The 15931-nt window shown below is 70.8% G+C and carries 11 protein-coding genes; 6 read left to right on the top strand and 5 right to left on the bottom strand.

Translation table 11 applies throughout. The features are described 5' to 3' along the window. Positions 1–30: 30 nt before the first annotated feature. Positions 31–2097, bottom strand: a complete 2067-nt coding sequence (locus tag DFJ67_RS15685; RefSeq protein ID WP_116068571.1) for an NPCBM/NEW2 domain-containing protein — start codon at positions 2095–2097, stop codon at positions 31–33. Positions 2098–2188: 91 nt separating this feature from the next. Here DFJ67_RS15685 and DFJ67_RS15690 point away from each other — a divergent pair, with 91 nt between their 5' ends. Then, positions 2189–3070, top strand: a complete 882-nt coding sequence (locus tag DFJ67_RS15690) for a carbohydrate ABC transporter permease (protein ID WP_116068572.1) — start codon at positions 2189–2191, stop codon at positions 3068–3070. Next, entirely contained in the window at positions 3067–3894 is an 828-nt protein-coding gene (locus DFJ67_RS15695; RefSeq protein WP_116068573.1) for a carbohydrate ABC transporter permease, read from the top strand. Before DFJ67_RS15690 ends, DFJ67_RS15695 begins: the two co-directional genes overlap by 4 nt. Here DFJ67_RS15695 and DFJ67_RS15700 read toward each other — a convergent pair. Next, the gene (locus DFJ67_RS15700) at positions 3891–4364 is read right to left on the bottom strand and encodes a hypothetical protein (RefSeq protein ID WP_116068574.1); all 474 of its coding nucleotides are present in this window, start codon (positions 4362–4364) and stop codon (positions 3891–3893) included. The two genes, DFJ67_RS15695 and DFJ67_RS15700, sit on opposite strands and share 4 nt — an antisense overlap. A gap of 200 nt (positions 4365–4564) precedes the next feature. Between DFJ67_RS15700 and DFJ67_RS15705 the strand changes: the two genes are divergently transcribed. Further along, complete coding sequence (locus DFJ67_RS15705; protein WP_116068575.1) at positions 4565–6226, top strand: purple acid phosphatase family protein; 1662 nt, start codon at positions 4565–4567, stop codon at positions 6224–6226. Positions 6227–6366: 140 nt separating this feature from the next. Then, a complete protein-coding gene (locus tag DFJ67_RS15710) occupies positions 6367–7548 on the top strand; it encodes a S8 family serine peptidase (protein ID WP_116068576.1) in 1182 nt (393 codons plus the stop codon). Between the two features lie 7 nt (positions 7549–7555). Here the strand turns inward: DFJ67_RS15710 and DFJ67_RS15715 are convergent, their stop codons facing one another. After that, positions 7556–8713, bottom strand: a complete 1158-nt coding sequence (locus tag DFJ67_RS15715; protein WP_116068577.1) for an erythromycin esterase family protein — start codon at positions 8711–8713, stop codon at positions 7556–7558. A gap of 127 nt (positions 8714–8840) precedes the next feature. Between DFJ67_RS15715 and DFJ67_RS15720 the strand changes: the two genes are divergently transcribed. After that, on the top strand, positions 8841–12242 hold the full coding sequence (locus DFJ67_RS15720; RefSeq protein WP_116068578.1) for a phosphodiester glycosidase family protein: 3402 nt from the start codon (positions 8841–8843) through the stop codon (positions 12240–12242). A 14-nt stretch (positions 12243–12256) separates the two neighbouring features. Here the strand turns inward: DFJ67_RS15720 and DFJ67_RS15725 are convergent, their stop codons facing one another. Further along, positions 12257–13180, bottom strand: a complete 924-nt coding sequence (locus DFJ67_RS15725) for a quinone oxidoreductase family protein (RefSeq protein WP_116068579.1) — start codon at positions 13178–13180, stop codon at positions 12257–12259. Between the two features lie 84 nt (positions 13181–13264). Between DFJ67_RS15725 and DFJ67_RS15730 the strand changes: the two genes are divergently transcribed. Then, positions 13265–13669: a MarR family winged helix-turn-helix transcriptional regulator gene (locus DFJ67_RS15730; RefSeq protein ID WP_239097331.1), complete on the top strand. Its 405-nt coding sequence runs from the start codon at positions 13265–13267 to the stop codon at positions 13667–13669. On the opposite strand, the gene DFJ67_RS15735 is transcribed toward DFJ67_RS15730, so the two are convergent. Beyond that, on the bottom strand, positions 13670–15886 hold the full coding sequence (locus DFJ67_RS15735; RefSeq protein WP_147315515.1) for a tetratricopeptide repeat protein: 2217 nt from the start codon (positions 15884–15886) through the stop codon (positions 13670–13672). Between the last annotated feature and the right edge of the window lie 45 nt (positions 15887–15931).

The following is a 15931-nucleotide window of genomic DNA, read 5'->3' on the forward strand; positions in this document are numbered from 1 at the left end:
CCGAGCCTCCCAAAAATGTGAGTACGGAAGTCAGCAGAGGAGCCGGGCGTCGGCCCAGTCGGCGTGGTCGTAGTCGACGCCGTTGCCGCCGTCGCCGACCACCAGACGCAGCGCGCTCCGGCCGGTCACGTCGAGGTCGATCGACACCGGGCCGGACGCCACGGTGACGGGCGCGCTGGTGTAGATCTGCGTGCCGTCGGCCAGCACCGAGAAGACCACCCGGGCGGTGGCCGAGGTGACCTCGCCGTCGATGCCGGCGGTGGCGGTGAACCGCTCGCAGGTGCCGCCGAGGGCGACTGTGAGGTCGGCCGGTGCGTGCGCGCCGATCGCGCGGACGTAGCTGACGCCGCCGACCGTGGGCACCAGGCCGTCGCCGACGGCCTGCTCGCCGTTGGACTGGTCGCGTTCGGCCGGACCCCAGCCGTTGCTGCCGGAGAACGCGGGCGTCGAACCGGTGCCCGGCGCCGTGCAGGTCAGCGCGGCGGCGCCCCAGTCGGCGTGGTCGTAGGTGTTGTCGCCACGGCCGTCGGTGACCCGAAGCTCCAAAGTGGAATAGCCGCCGGTCGACACGCTCAGCCGGGTCGGGCCGTCGGCCGCCCGCTTGATGCCGCTGTAGGCGAGCAGCCTTCCGTCGCCGTACACCTGGAAGCGGGCCGAGGCCGCCGCGTTGCTCACTTCGTCGTCGATGCCGACGGAGGCGGTGAACAGCGGGCAGGCGCGACCCAGGTAGACGTGCACGGCGCTGTCGGCGTGCGCGCCGACGCCCTTCGCGTAGCTGGTGCCGTTGATGGTCAGTGTGCCGCCGTCGGCCGCGGCCTGCTCGCCGTTGGCCCGGTTGCGCTCGGCCGGGCCCCAACCGTTGCTGGACGCCAGCCAGGCCAGGTCGCCGACCTGGTGTGTGCCGGCCGCGGGTGCGGCGGCCAGGGTGCCGGACCGGTTGACCCGGAACATCGCGACGCCGTGCGCAGCCACGGTCGCGCTGATCGCGCCGGTCGAGGTCGAGGTCGCGCCGGTCCACAGGTTGCGCAACGAATAGCCGGTCGAGCCACCGAGACCGACCTCTGCCGCCGAGGTGCTGATCGTGGCGCTGGCGGTCGTGCGGTTGAACAGCACGACCGCGACGCCGCCGTCGCTCATCGGCTTGGCCCACACCTCGGTCTCGCCGAAGTCGCGCAGCTTGCGGCCCTGTGAGCCGCCCCAGTCCTGGTTGACGGCGACGACCTCGGCGTTGCGGATGATGCCGAGCGTCTGCGCCGACATCGAGCGCAGGTCGTTGCCGAGCAGCAGCGGCGCGTTGAGCAGCGCCCACAGGCTGAAGTGCGCGGTGTATTCGGTGGCGGTCATCCCGCCGTTGCCGACCTCGAGCATGTCGGGGTCGTTGAAGCCGTTGTTGCGGGCAAACGGCTCGAGCCCGTTCTGCTGGTCGAGCAGCGACAGGACGCTGCCCCAGTTGTCGGAGATGTCGCCGGTGGTGCGCCAGAGGCTGCCACCCACCCGGGGCCCGAAGACCCACGGCTCGGCACCGCCCCAGTTGCAGATGCTGTAGACGATCGCCCGGCCGCTGGCCTTGAGCGCGTCGCCCATGGCCTGGTAACGCTGCGCATCGGGCCGGCCCTGGTTGTTGCAGTTGTCATATTTCAGCAGATCGATCTGCCAGAGTGCGAACGTGTTGGCGTCGACCACCTCGTGGTCGAGGCTGCCCGGCAGCCCCTGGCAGGTCGCGGTGCCGGCCGACTCGTAGATGCCCAGCTTGAGGCCGCGGGCGTGGACGTAGTCGGCGAGCGCCCGGATGCCGCCCGGGAACCGGGTCGGGTGCGGCTGGAGCCGGCCCTGCGCGTCGCGGGTCGACGCCATCCAGCAGTCGTCGATGTTGACGTAGCGGTAGCCGAGGGCGTCGAGGCCGTTGGCGACGATCGCGTCGGCGGTCTGCTTGATCAGGTTTTCGTCGATGTTGCAGCCGAACTTGTTCCAACTGTTCCAGCCCATCGGCGGCGCGGTGATCGGCACGACCGGGGTGGATGCGGCGGCGGGGGACGGGACGGCGAGGGCGGCGGCGCCGAGGATCACGGCGGCCAGGAAAGACAGCGGCTTTCGCATGATTCGCACCAATCTTCGTGCCGCTACAACGTTACGTCAGTAAATATTGATGGTTACGATCATGCAAGGGCCTGATCACGAGGAGGCGCTTATGCCCGCCCGAAGACGGCTGACGCTGCGTGACCGGATAGTGGTCACGCTCATGATCGGCGTACCATTGATCTTCGTCATCCTGTTGGTCTGGTTGCCCGCCCTTTCCTCGGTCGCGCTGTCGTTCTCGCGGTGGGAGGGGTTCGGCGGGATCGGCTCGATCGACTGGATCGGCTTCGAGAACTACAAGAACATCGCCACGATCTACCCGCCGTTCTGGCCGGCGATCTGGCACAACCTGATCTGGGTGGGCTTCCTGTTCCTGATTCCCACGCCGCTCGGGATGTTTCTCGCGGTGCTGCTCGACAAGGAGATCCGCGGCAGCCGGCTCTACCAGACCGCGTTCTACCTGCCGGTCATCCTCTCGCTGGCGCTGACCGGCTTCATCTGGCAGCTCATCTACTCGCGCGACCAGGGCCTGCTCAACGCGTTGCTGGGCACCCAGATCGACTGGTACGGCGATCCCAACGTCAACCTCTGGTCGGTGCTGGTCGCCACGGCGTGGAAGCACACCGGCTACATCATGCTGATCTACCTGGCCGGGCTGAAAGCGGTCGACCCGGGGTTGCGGGAAGCCGCGCGGGTCGACGGCGCGAGCGAGCCGCGCACCTTCTTCTCGATCGTCTTCCCGGTGCTCCGGCCGATCAACCTGATCGTCCTGGTCATCACGATCATCGAGTCGCTGCGCGCGTTCGACATCGTGTGGATCGTCAACAAGGGCCGCAACGGCCTCGAGGTGATCGCGGCGCTGGTCGCGCAGAACATCATCGGCGAAGCGAGCCGGATCGGCTTCGGCTCCGCACTGGCGACCATCATGCTGCTGATCTCGTCGGTCTACGTCGTCGTCCATTTGCGCGCGACCACGAGGGGAGATGACCGATGAAACCGTTGCGTTGGCCCCGCGTCGTCCTGCACGTGTTCCTCACCGTGATGGCGGTCGGCTGGCTCGTGCCGTTGTTGTGGGGCCTGTTCAACTCCCTGCGCGACTACGACTACACCGGCACGCACGGCTATTTCTCGTTCGGTGGCTTCACCTTTCAGAACTACGTCGACGCCTGGCAGCGCGCCGAGTTCGGCGAGAAGTTCCTCAACTCGCTCTACATCACCGTTCCGGCCGTCGTGCTGACGTTGTTCCTGTCGTCGTGCGCGGCGTTCGTCCTGGCGAGGTTCAGCTTCAAGCTCAACCTCACGCTGCTCGGCGTCTTCGTCGCGGCCAACCTGCTGCCGCCGCAGGCGTTGCTCATCCCGATCTACCGGGCGTTCCGCGAGGTGGACCTGCTCAACAGCTACACCGGCCTGGTGCTCATCAACACCGCGTTCCAGCTCGGCTTCTGCACGCTGGTGTTGAGCAACTACATGAAGACCATCCCCCATGAGTTGTACGAGTCAGCCGAGGTCGACGGCGCCGGTGTCAGCCGGCAGTTCTTCACGCTGACCCTGCCGCTGGTGCGGCCGGCGCTGGCCGCGCTCACAACGTTGCAGGTGACCTGGATCTACAACGAGTTCTTCTGGGCCACCGTGCTGCTCTCCGACGGCGACAAGTTCCCCATCACCAGTTCGCTCAACAACCTGCGCGGCGAGTTCTTCACGGATTACAACCTGCTGTCGGCCGGCTCGATCATCGTCGCGCTGCCGACGCTGCTGGTCTTCTTCATCCTGCAACGGCAGTTCGTGTCAGGGCTGACATTGGGTTCCACCAAGGGCTAATTGGCGAGGGGGAGCACCGAGCCGGGCAGCTTGCCGCCCGGCCGGTAGACCACGCACATCAGCGCCCGGTCGCCGTCGGCCCACGTCTCGGCGGTCGGCAGCACCGGGTAGAAGTCGAGCCCCTCCGCCGAGCCGCCGCGCCACAGCTTGCCGAACGCCGCGCCGCAGCGGTCCCAGCCCAGCGCCGCCACGGCCGGGCGGTCGAACGCGCCATCCGGTGCGTACACGAAGCCGAAGGCCTGGTTGTCGGCACTTTCCTCGCAGGGGCGATAGATGACGACGCGGTCGTTGGCCATCCGGGAGTAGGCCGGGTCGTCGAAACACTCGGTGGCCTCGATGCCCAGCACCCCGGTCGTCTCGGCATCGAGAAAGGCGTCGGTCTTCTTCATCGGCGCGTCCGGAGGAGCGACGAACAACGTGCCGAGCGACAGCACGCTCGCCGCGACGGCGATCCAACGGGTTACGGCCACTCGCGGACCGTAGGCGGCCCCGCTATCGGCTGGGCCAACGACGGATGTCCGCCGGGTGACCGCCGATCAGCCGTCTCTCAGCTGGCTTTCAGTTCATCCTGTGGCAACTCCGAGGTTCGGCCGCGGTCGTTCGGCTTTGGCTCAATGCGCGTGTCCCACCGCGCTCCTGACGGTGGCTGATCCCTGAGGGGGAACCACAGTTGAGTCCTTGGATTTCGGGACATCGCCGGGCCGTGCTGGCGGCCGTCGGTGCCGCGGCGCTGTTCGCCGGTGGTGTCGCGTTCGGCCCCGCCGCGTTCGGTGACGCCGCGCCGACGAAGTTCCCGGCCGCGGAGCAATACAAGCCGACTCCCGTCCCGGACCGCGTCATCCTGATCCCGACCGACCAGCCCGCCACCAGCCAGCGCGTCTCGTGGCGTGCCGAGGCGTCCGCCGAGTGGGCGCAGGCGCAGATCCTCGAGGCACCGAAGGCCCTCGGCGACGTCGCACCGGCCGCCGGCGCGGTGTCAACCGTCAAGGCCAGCTCCAACACCCCGGTGACCACCTCGCTGGGGTACGCCTCGACCTACCACGCCGTCGAGTTCACCGGCCTGAAGCCGGCGACCCGTTACACCTATCGGGTCGGCGACGGCACCAACTGGAGCGAGTGGATCGACTTCACCACCGCCGCCGAGGGGCTCCAGCCGTTCTCGTTCATCTACTACGGCGACGCGCAGAACTACATCGACAGCGCCGTCCCGCGGGTGTTCCGCCAGGCGTTCGCCGACCGCCCGGCGGCCAAGGTGATCGTCAACGCCGGTGACCTCATCGACTCCGCCAACAGCGAAGAGCAGTGGGGCCAGTGGTACGCGGCCGGCGGCTTCATCGACGGCCAGGTCAACAACCTCTCGGTGACCGGCAACCACGAGTACAGCGGCGTCAGCCTGTCGTCGTTCTGGGCGCCGCAGTTCCCCTACCCGGACAACGGCCCGGCCGCGTGGGGCAACGAGCCGGCGCTCGACTCGACCGCCTACTACGTCGACTACCAGGGTGTGCGGTTCATCGGGCTGAACACCAACGTGCAGAGCATCCCGCAATACATGGACGCGCAGACCGAGTGGCTCGAGGGCCTGCTCAAGGACAACCCCAACAAGTGGACCGTGGTCACCTTCCACCACCCCGTCTACTCGACCGCCGAGGGCCGCAACAACCCGATCGTCCGGGCGCAGTGGGGTCCGCTGTTCGAGAAGTACGGCGTGGACCTGGTGCTACAGGGCCACGACCACACCTACGGTCGCGGCAGCACGGTCGCGTCGCGGCAGTCCGCGCTGGTGCACAACAGCACCGTGTACGCGGTCTCCGTCTCCGGCGGCAAGATGTATGACATCGACGGTTCGGTGTGGACCGACAACGGTGCCGACATCATGGCGAAGACCGAAGACTCGCAGCTCTACCAGATGATCGACGTCAAGGCCGACTCGCTGACCTACGAGTCGCGCTTCGCCAACGGGCAGCACTTCGACGGTGTCGTGGTGCGCAAGAACGACGCCGGCGAGCGCACCGTCAACGAGTGGCGCACGCCGGCCACCACGACCGGTGAGCACGTCGCCGTCAACACCACCTCGCCGAAGGCGGGCAGCAAGCTGGCCGTCACCGCGTACGGGTATGACCCGAACGAGTCGGTCGAGATCTACCTGCGCAAGACCAACACGGCCGACGGCAAGCCCGGCATCCTCGTCGCCACCAAGAAGGCCGACGAGCTGGGCCGGCTGGACTACACGTTCACGCTCCCGGCGAGCGCGAGCGGCGGCACCACGCACACCGTCTACCTGGAGAGCCGCACCCAGCAGATCTCCAGCCCGGTGATCACCGTCAAGAAGTAGTCGTTTTCGCGGGCCGGCCTCTTCGTGGGCCGGCCCGCATTCGGACCGATCAAGGTTCTTGGCAAGGGTTTGGCAAGCCTGCCGCGTCACCATCGCCAGCGCGTCGCGAATGGTGGCGGGTGGACGACGGGGGATGCCGGATGCGGCGGTTGGCCTGGGCCTTGGCGGTGCTGCTCGGCGTGAGCATTGGTGGCCTGCCCGCGGGAGTCGCGTTGGCCGCACCGGCATATCCGAAGCCGCTGCCAGCACAGTGGTGGTTCGACGCCTGGCAGGTTCGCGAGCTGTTGTGGCCGCGTACCCAGGGCGAAGGGGTGATTGTCGCGGTGCTGGACACCGGCGTCCAGGCCAATCTGCCGGATCTACGCGGAGTGGTGCTTCCCGGCGCGGACGTCACTGGGCATGGCACGGACGGGCGGGTCGACGTGGACACAGAGCCTGATGCCGTCGCCGGGCACGGCACCGCCATGGCGTCGTTGATCGCGTCTCAGGGCGCCGCCACTGGCTTTGTCGGCGTCGCGCCGAAGGCCAGGATTCTTCCGGTGACCACCCACGGCGGTGGGGCGATCGGGGCCTTCAGCAAGGGCATCCGGTGGGCGGTCGACCATGGCGCGCAGGTCATCAACATCTCCCAAGCTGCCAACAGCGAGTGCGTTCCGGAGGTGCAGGAGGCGGTCGGCTACGCGATCGAGCACGACGTGATCGTGGTGGCTGGCGCGGGTAACGTCGGCGACGAGGAGAACTACGCGTCGATGCCGGCGGATTGCGCGGGCGTGGTCGCCGTCGGTGCCGTGGGCGTCGCCGGCGACAAATTCGCACCGTGGTCGAAGACGGAGCGCCAGCCCTACGTGGCGGTCGGTGCGGCCGGAGTGAACACGCCGGGATTGCTCCGCGACGGTGTGGTTCATACCGGCGCGGGCGGCACCAGCAGCGCCTCCGCCTTGACGTCGGGCGTCTTGGCCCTGGCCCGGTCGGCCTACCCGGACATGCCGGCCCGCGAGGTGGTCCGACGCCTGATCGGCAGTTGTCTCGACGTCGCCCCGGACGGTCGGGACGACCAGACCGGCTACGGCATGATCCGGCCCAACCGGGTCCTGACCGGCAACGTGCCGGACGGCGGTCCGAACCCGGTCTTCGCGGCGTACGACAGTTGGAAGGCCGAGCAGGCCGCCTCCGCGTCGGCGGCGCCAGCTCCGGTCGCCGAGCCGGCGCGGAAGTCCGAAGAGCGGATCATCCTCATCGTCGTTGTCGGCGTGGTCGCCCTCGCCGGTCTGCTCGTGCTCGCCGTGTTCGCCGTGGTCCTGCGGCTCCGGCTGCGATCGTGACCGGTCCTCAGGCCGCCGGAATGTGCAGGACCGCGTCGCACTGCGCGATGGTTGGCTCGTCGAGCGGGAAGTAGCCCTGTTCCGGTGTCGCATCCGTCCGGGTGTGGCCGGCCAGCGCCGCGGTGAGCCGGGCGCGGTCGAACACGGTGGTGCCGGTGGCGGCCTCGGTCAGGGCGGCCTCGAAGGTGCCGTTGAGTGCCGGCTGGAGGCCGAGCGCCGCGCTGGCGCCCAGGCTGCCGATGATGACCGCGTAGCGGTCGCCGAGCAGGGCCGACGCGATCGAGCCGGCGCTCGACCATTCCAGGTCCATGCCGGCTAGCTGCCAGGTGCTCGGCTGGCGTTGCAGGTGGCGGTTGTGCGCGAACACCAGTGTCGGACCGCGGCGCTGCTCCTGGGCGCGGATGTCGAGCAGGTTGTGCGCCATCCAGGCGTCGCGGACGCCGAGCAGCCGTGACGTGCGCACCGCCTGAAGTGCCGGTGCGGCCGCCTCCGCGTGGTAGCCGAGCAACCGCGCCGCCACGTCGGCGTGCAGGTCGGCCCGGCGCCACTCGGCCAGCGACGACGCGGCCACCAGGCGCGGCGCGTTGGCGTAGAGCTCGGTGCGCAGGTCGTCGGCGATCGCGCGGAGCCGCAGCGCCTCGGGCGTGCCGCCGACGGAACGCGTGTGGTCCATGATGGCGGCCTGGTCGCTCCACCGGTCGTCGGCGCCGATCAGGCCATCGAGGTCGGCGGGCTTGTGCAGGTCGAGGTGCGCGCCCAGATAGCCGACCACCTGCGCGAGATAGCGCCGCGGGCTGGGCGCACCGGTCATCTCCAGCGGCGCGTCGAAGCCGTGGAACGACACCTGCTCGCCCGGCGGCCGCCCGGCGTTGTGTGCCCGCAGCCACTCGACCAGCTCGCGATTGCCGTGCAGCGCCCCGAAGCCGGGGCTGAACCCGGCGGCCAGCGCGGCGTCGAGCGTCGACCCGCCACCGCGCACGTAGTCGTCGACCGCGAGGCCGGCGACCCGGTCGGACTCCAGGACGATCGAGCGGAAGCCCGCCGCCACCAGGTCGGGGAAGACCTCGTTGCGGACCGCCGAGAAGGCCGGCTCGCCGTGTGTCGGCTCGCCCAGCGCCAGCAGCTCCCTGCCGGCGGCCAGCCCAGCCATCACCTGTGCGGTCATGGGTCCGCACGTTACCGGTGCCGGGCCGCCCGCCGGCGCTGTCCTGGGTCACCCGACCCGTGAAGTTTTCCTTCACTTCGACATCCGTCTCTTGAGAATTCCTTCGTGATGCGGTTGGCTCGCCGGCATGGGTAACCGTCTATCGGCTCGCCGTGCCGGGCTCGTGCTGTTGCCGCTGCTGGCCGCGTTCGCGTTGGCCGCTCCGGCGAGTGCCGACGCGACTCTCGTCGACAGCGCCGCGGCGTCGTCCTACCCGGCGCCGTCGACGCTGATCGCGCCCGCCGCGGCGGCCGACCAGTCGATCGAGACCGACCGGCGCACCCGGCCGGTCGCGCCCGGGCTCGAACTGACCTCGTTCGACCGGCTCGACGCCAACGGCTGGACCCGCGCCGACGCGCTGACCGCCGACCTCGGCGGCTCTGGGCTGTCGGTCGGCTATGTCAACACCGGTGCCGTCGCCCGCACCGCGCCGCTGCGTGGCGTCGCCGACGAGGCCGGCGCGGTCGCGGCCGTCAACGGCGACTTCTTCGACATCAACCAGTCGGGTGCCGCGCAAGGCATCGGCGTACGCGACGGCGCGCTCGTCCAGTCGCCGGTCGCCGGGCACCCGGACGGTGTCGCGATCGGGCCGGACGGGGTCGGCCGGGTGGTGCAGTTCTACTTCGACGGCAGCGCGGCGCTGCCCGGCGGGCCGGTCACGCTGACCCAGTTCAACAACCTCGTGCAGGCCGGCGGCGTCGGCGTGTTCACGGCGCTCTGGGGCGACTACGACCGGGCCCGAGCGGTCGCCGGTGCGGCCCGGGTGACCGAGGTGGCGCTGGTCGACGGGCGGGTCGCGACAGTAGGCGCTGCGGCCGGGCGCGGGCCGGTGCCGGCCGGCACCACGATCCTGCTCGGCCGCGACGCCGGCGCCGACGCGCTGGCCGGGCTGCGGCCGGGCGACCCGGTCGAGGTGACCTACCGGGCCAAACCCGCCGACGACCGGGCGGTCACGGCGGCGGTCGGTGGCAACCGGGTGCTGGTGCGCGGCGGGGTGCCGCAGGACATCGGCGACGTGACGCCGGAACCGCGTACCGCGGTCGGCTTCTCCGCCGACGGCAAGAAAATGATCATGTTGACCGTCGACGGCCGCCAGGCCGACAGCCGGGGCGTGACGCTGACCGAACTCGGCCGGCTGATGGCCTCGCTGGGTGCCCACGAGGCGCTCAACCTCGACGGTGGCGGCTCGTCGACGCTCCTGGCCCGCAAGCCGGGCGCAGCGGCCGTGCGGGTGGAGAACGCGCCCTCCGACGGCTCCGAGCGGCCGGTGCCCAACGGGCTGGCGGTCTTCGCGCCCAAGGGCAGCGGGCGGCTCACCGCCTACTGGGTCGAGACCGCCACCGATCCCGCCGCCGCGCCAGGGATCGGGCCGGTCCGTGGTGGCCGCCCGGATCGGGTGTTCCCCGGGCTGACCCGGCGGCTCATCGCCGCCGGCTACGACGAGACCTACGGACCCGCGGCCGGCGCGCCGACCTGGCGGTCCAGCAGGGTGCTCAACGGTGTGGTGTCGTCCGGCGGCGTGTTCCGCGGGCTGCTGCCGGGCACGGCGACGGTGACCGCGTCGCGTGGCGCGGCCCGTGGCTCGATCGACCTGACAGTGCTCGGCCCACTGTCCAGAGTGGATGCGACGGCCGACAAGGTGGCGCTCGACCGCGCCGGCGCGACCGGGCGCTTCGGTGTCGTGGGCTACGACGCGGAAGGCAACAGCGCGCCGGTCGAGCCGGGTGACGTGCGGCTGTCGTACGACAGGACGCTCTTCGAAGTGGTTCCCGGCGGCGACGGGTTCTTCACCGTGCGGGCGACCGCAGGCAGCGGCGCGGGGATCGTGACGGCCACCGTGGCCGGGCGGAGCACGGTGGTGCCGGTGACGATCGGGCTGACCGACGTGCCGGTCGCGACCTTCGACGACGCCGCGGCCTGGAAATTCAGCGCCGCGCGGGCCACCGGATCGGTCGCGCCGGCGCCGGGACACACCGGGACCGGGCTGCGGATGGGGTACGACTTCGGCCAGTCGACCGGCACCCGCGCGGCCTATGCCGACCCGCCGGCCTGGATCCCGGTCGACGGGCAGCCGCAGGCGTTCGGCATGTGGATCTATGGGACGGGCAAGGGTGAGTGGCCGAGCCTGCACCTGCACGACGCGCTCGACCAGCAGCACGTCTTGCGCGGTCCCTACATCACCTGGACCGGCTGGCGGTATGTCGAAATGGCGGTGCCGCCCGGCGTGCAGTATCCCGTGCGGATCCGGCGGTTCTATGTCGCGGAGACCGATCCCGCCAAGGCCTATCAGACCGACATCGTCATCGACGACATCGTGGCGCGGGTGGCGCCGCCGGTCGACGTCCCGCCGGAACCGCCCCGCACCGATCGGGTGGTGCTCCGCGACGGCACCGTCGACGGCGCGCCCTGGCGGCTGGCGGTCATGTCCGACGCGCAGTTCGTCGCCGCCGACCCGGACAGCGACCAGGTCGAGCGGGCCCGCCGGACGCTGCGCGAGATCCGCGCCGCCGGGCCGGACTTCCTGATCATCAACGGCGACCTGGTCGACACCGCCTACCCGGCGGACTTCGCGCTCGCCAAGCGGATCCTCGACGAGGAGTTGGGCGGCGCCCTGCCCTACTACTACGTGCCCGGCAACCACGAGATCATGGGTGCCCCGATCAGCAACTTCACCTCGGTGTTCGGGCCGACCTCGCGGGTCTTCGACCACCACGGCACGCGGATCGTCACGCTCGACACGAGCACCGGCACGCTGCCGTTCGACCAGCTTTGTGCTCTCCGTGCGGCGCTCGACTCGGCGGCTACCGACCCGGCGGTCGGCTCGGTCGCGGTCTTCGAGCACCACCCGCCACGCGATCCCACGCCGGCCAAGGCGAGCCAACTCGGTGACCGCAAGGTGGCGGCGCTGGTCGAGCAGTGGCTGGCCGACTTCCAGCACCGCACCGGCAAGGGCGCCGCGTTCGTCGGCGGGCACGTCGGCACGTTCCACGCCGACAGGGTCGACGGCGTGCCGTATCTGATCAACGGCAACAGCGGCAAGGAGCCGTCGACCGCGCCGCACCTGGGTGGGTTCACCGGTTGGACGATGCTCGGCATCGACCCGGTCACGCCGGCGGAGGCCGCGCGGGCCCGGGTCAATCCGCTGGCATCCGGTCCACGTTGGATCTCCGCCGAGGTCAACGCACATGTTGACGCGGTGACGCTGGTCGCGCCGGACTCGGTCGCGGTCGGCAGTCCTTCGCCGGTAACGGCGACGTTGACCCAGCCGGGCGGGCGGGTGGTGCCGGTCGCGCCGCCGGTCACGGCTCAGTGGTCAGGGTCGTCCGTCCACATCGGAGAATCGCTGGTCGGCGTCGGTCCTGGCGACCGGGCTTGGTTCGACCCGTCGACCGGCCGGCTGACCGCGCTCCGGGCGGGCGGCACGGTGACCCTGACGCTGACCGTCAACGGAGTCAAGGCAACCGCGACCGTGTCACTGCGGGCGGGCTGACCCCAGGCTGTCGCTCAGGGGACGACGACCAGGCGATCGCGGGTCTTGCGGGCCTCGGCCCAGGCCTGTTCGACGTCGGCCAGGGCGACCGCGCGGGCGCGTACGTCGAAATCGCCCTTGGCAACCGCCGCGGCGAGCTTGGGTAGTTCGGCGACGAAGTCCCGGCCGGGCACCGACCCGATGCCGCTGCCGACGATGCTCAGGCGGGCCGAGCGCAGGGCGGCGGACGGGATCGGGGCGGTCGGGCCGGCGACCGAACCGATCTGGATCCAGGTCAGCGGTGCGCCGCGGTCTTTCCGGGCGGTGAGCAGGTCGACCATCGCCCGGGCGGCCGGCTCGCCCCAGACGTAGTCGACGACCACGTCGACGTCGGCGGCTCCGGCCAACTCGTCGAAGGTAACGGCCCGGTCCACGTCGAGTTCGGCGAGCAGGGCGCGGTCGCGGCCCGCGGCGATCACCTGCTTGGCGCCGAACCGCTTGGCGACCTGGATCGCCATCCGGCCGGCGCTGCCGGTCGCGCCGAGGACGAGCACCCGCTGCCGGCGCGGGAAGTCGACCCGCCGGCGCAGCGCGACCCACGACGACATCGCGGGGTTCATCGCCGCGGCGATCCGCACCGGGTCGATGCCGCTCGGCAGCACGACGCTCCGGCGGAGGTCGATGACCGTGCGCTCGGCCATCGTGCCGAGCGTGGTGTCGTCGAGGACGGCGTAGCGGATGCGGCCGCGCGGGTCGCGCACGACGGCGTCGATGCCGGGCACCAGCGGAAGCTCGTCGGTGCTGGTGTAGTGCGACCCGTCGGCCTGCGAGCGCACCCGCGGGTGCAGCCCGGCGGCGAGCACCTCGACCACGGTCTCGTCCGCACCGTGGGCGACGGGGTCGGGGAACTCGCTGAATCGCGGTGGGGCGTCGAACGCGGTGACGACGGCTGCTCGCATGACAGTTCTCCTGCCTGATAGTTGGCAACACGAACTATCTACAGGATGGTTGGTATTACGAACCATGTCAAGTAGGCTTGGGTGGTGCCTACCGAGCCGCTTGTCGATGCCCTGGCCCAGTCGGCGTTCGTGGTGATGGGCGCGCTCACGCGGATCGCGGCCGAGAACGACCTGTCGCTGACCCAGCTGCGGGTGCTGGGCATCCTGCGCGACCGCACGCTGCGGATGTCGGAGCTGGCCGACTTCCTCGGCCTGGAGAAGTCGACCCTGTCCGGCCTGGTCGACCGGGCCGTCCGGCGCGGCCTCCTGGAGCGCCGCAAGAGCCCGGTCGACAGCCGGGCCGTCGACGTCTCCATGACGGCCGCCGGGCTGCAACTGGCGGAGGTGCTTCAGGCCGACCTTCAGCGGGCGTTGGCGCCGCTCACCGACCAACTCGGCGCCGACGAACGCCGATCGCTGGCCGGGTTGCTGGGCCGCATCCTGCGCTGACTATTTCTCCGGGCGGTCCGGCTCGGTGCGGCTGCCGCGCAGGAAGTTGGCGGTGCTCTGAGCCACCTCGATCTTGTCCTTGAGATTGGGGTCGGCGGCGATCAACAGGTAGATGACCGCCCAGCCGAGCGTCGCCAGCCGGGCCCAGCGCAGCGTCTCGCTGTCGAAGTCGACGAGCGGCGTGACCGCGAGCACGACGGCGAACGGGATCGCGGCGACGGCGACCGTGCGGGCGATCCCCAGGGCGAGCTTGAGCCGCCGGCGCGGGTCGACCGACACCGGGCTGGCCCACCGCAGATCCCCGAGTTGGCCGGAGGCGACCGCGATGGTGGCCGCCCGCAACCCGGCGACGAGCCGGTCCCAACTGTCGGCCCGGGGTGCGATCAGATGTCGCTTGAGCTGGCGGACGGCGGTCGCCGCCCCGGCCGCACGGTCGGCCCGCCAGACGACCGTCGCGGCGTCGGCCGGACCGAACGCGCGCGGTAGCTGATGCTCGATGAAGCGGGCCGCGCGCTCGATCTTGGCGACCCAGCGGGCCCGTTCGGTGAGGTCGTTGCGCTTGTGCTCGTCGTCGACCTCGTAGAGCACGCACAGGAAGTCGTCGAGGATCTCCTCGCGGGGGTTGCGCCGCCACAACCTGCGCTCGGCGACGATCGACGACCAGGTCGGCACCGCGGCGCTGACGAAGAAGAGCGTTGCCATCCCGGTCGCCGCGATCAGGCTGCCGCCCAGCAGCACGGCCCAGTGCTGCTGATCCAGGAAGCTGACCAGCGCGTACCCGAGAGCGACCGCGACCATTCCGATGGGTGCGCCGCGGATCAGGACGCCGTCCCAGGTCGGTGCCGATGCGAACCGGAAGAACACCAGCAGCACGCCCACGGTCAGGAGGAGGCCGACCGAGGCGAATCCCGGCCCGTCCAGGGCCGTTCGGGACTCGACCAGCCAGCGGAGGCCGAACCAGGCGAGCACCGCGCCGGCGAGCAACGACAGTCGCCGGGTGAACCAGCCGATGCTCCACCAGCGCTGCTGGATGACCACGGCGTGCTGGAGGAAGCGGTCGACCCGGGCGACCACCGCCGCCGGGTCGGGCGTCGATCGGGCGAGCGGCTCCAGCAGCGGCAGGTGCCGGCTCGAGTAGCGCCAGTCGCGCAACGTGCGCTCCTCGAACCGCCGCGGCCGCCAGAGCAGCGCCCGCAGCGGACCACCGGCGCGCAACCAGATCGCGAGCCGCCGGCGGCGCTGCGCTCCCGAGAGGGTCAACGGGTCGCCGAACGCCCGGCGGGCCAGCGTGGGCAGGCCCATCGACCAGTAGATCTCCGCCCGCGTCTCGCGGATCTCCGGGTGTTGACCGGGTACCGCCGGAAGCCCGTCGAGCAGCGCGAGGGCCTCGCGGAGACGCCCGTTCTCCAGCAGCGTCCAGGCGTTGACGTCGGCGAGATGGATGTCGGTCGGGTCGATCCCGCGCGCCGCCGCGAGGAGTTCCAGCGCCTGCCCGTCCATCCGCAGATAGCGGCAGATCGTGGCCAGCCGGGCGAGCAGGTCGGTGCTGTCACCGTCGACGGCGACCGCTGCGGTGAGCGTGTCGAACGCGCCGACCAGGTCGTCGGCGTCGAACATCGCCTCGGCAGCGGCGAGCGCCGCCCGCACCCGGCCGTCCCGTCCCCGCCGGCGTTCGGCCTGGCCGACGAGGTCGGCCGCGGGCAGGTCGGCCTCCGTGATGTCGGGTTCGTCGGCCGGCCAGAACTCCTCGGCCGCCTGATCCCGCGATCGGCGCCGCCGCCGGAGCCACCCGACCGGCCCGCCGGTGCGCCACCAACTTCGCCGCCGCACCCGCTGGAGCGGACCGACCGTGTGGCGGTAGGCGTCGACCTCGAGGGCGAACAGTTCCATCGCGCGGTAGGTCTCCGCGAGCGCCTCCCGCATGGGCGTCGCGTCGCGCACCTCCTCGGGCAGCTTGGCGGTGAAGGCCAGCGCGCGGCGGAAGGCGCGGAAGCCGACCAGCAGGGCGACGAACTCCGCGGCGTCGGTGGGAGTTGGCGGGCCCACGCGGTCGGCGGCCGCGAAGAGACCGGCGGCCAGCCGCAGGTGACCGAGTTCGCGTTCGGCCCGTGCCAAGCTGCGCAGCCCGTCCGCTGTCGTAGCGCCGTCCCGGAGCAGCAGGTCGACGGCCTCCAGCGGTTGACCGGCGGAGATCAGGTCAGCGGGGTCGTCGTCCATCGCACCAGAATGGACATACCGCGAGCGGCTGTCCAACGAGTCATC

It is taken from the genome of Asanoa ferruginea (genome assembly GCF_003387075.1).
Lineage (GTDB): Bacteria > Actinomycetota > Actinomycetes > Mycobacteriales > Micromonosporaceae > Asanoa > Asanoa ferruginea.

What these genes read in the sequence shown, in the direction of transcription:
- DFJ67_RS15715 (WP_116068577.1), bottom strand. Translation starts at nt 8,713, where the DNA reads ATGACCGCACAGGTGATGGCTGGGCTGGCCGCCGGCAGGGAGCTGCTG.
- DFJ67_RS15695 (WP_116068573.1), top strand. Translation starts at nt 3,067, where the DNA reads ATGAAACCGTTGCGTTGGCCCCGCGTCGTCCTGCACGTGTTCCTCACC.
- DFJ67_RS15685 (WP_116068571.1), bottom strand. Translation starts at nt 2,097, where the DNA reads ATGCGAAAGCCGCTGTCTTTCCTGGCCGCCGTGATCCTCGGCGCCGCC.
- DFJ67_RS15725 (WP_116068579.1), bottom strand. Translation starts at nt 13,180, where the DNA reads ATGCGAGCAGCCGTCGTCACCGCGTTCGACGCCCCACCGCGATTCAGC.
- DFJ67_RS15710 (WP_116068576.1), top strand. Translation starts at nt 6,367, where the DNA reads ATGCGGCGGTTGGCCTGGGCCTTGGCGGTGCTGCTCGGCGTGAGCATT.
- DFJ67_RS15690 (WP_116068572.1), top strand. Translation starts at nt 2,189, where the DNA reads ATGCCCGCCCGAAGACGGCTGACGCTGCGTGACCGGATAGTGGTCACG.
- DFJ67_RS15720 (WP_116068578.1), top strand. Translation starts at nt 8,841, where the DNA reads ATGGGTAACCGTCTATCGGCTCGCCGTGCCGGGCTCGTGCTGTTGCCG.
- DFJ67_RS15735 (WP_147315515.1), bottom strand. Translation starts at nt 15,886, where the DNA reads ATGGACGACGACCCCGCTGACCTGATCTCCGCCGGTCAACCGCTGGAG.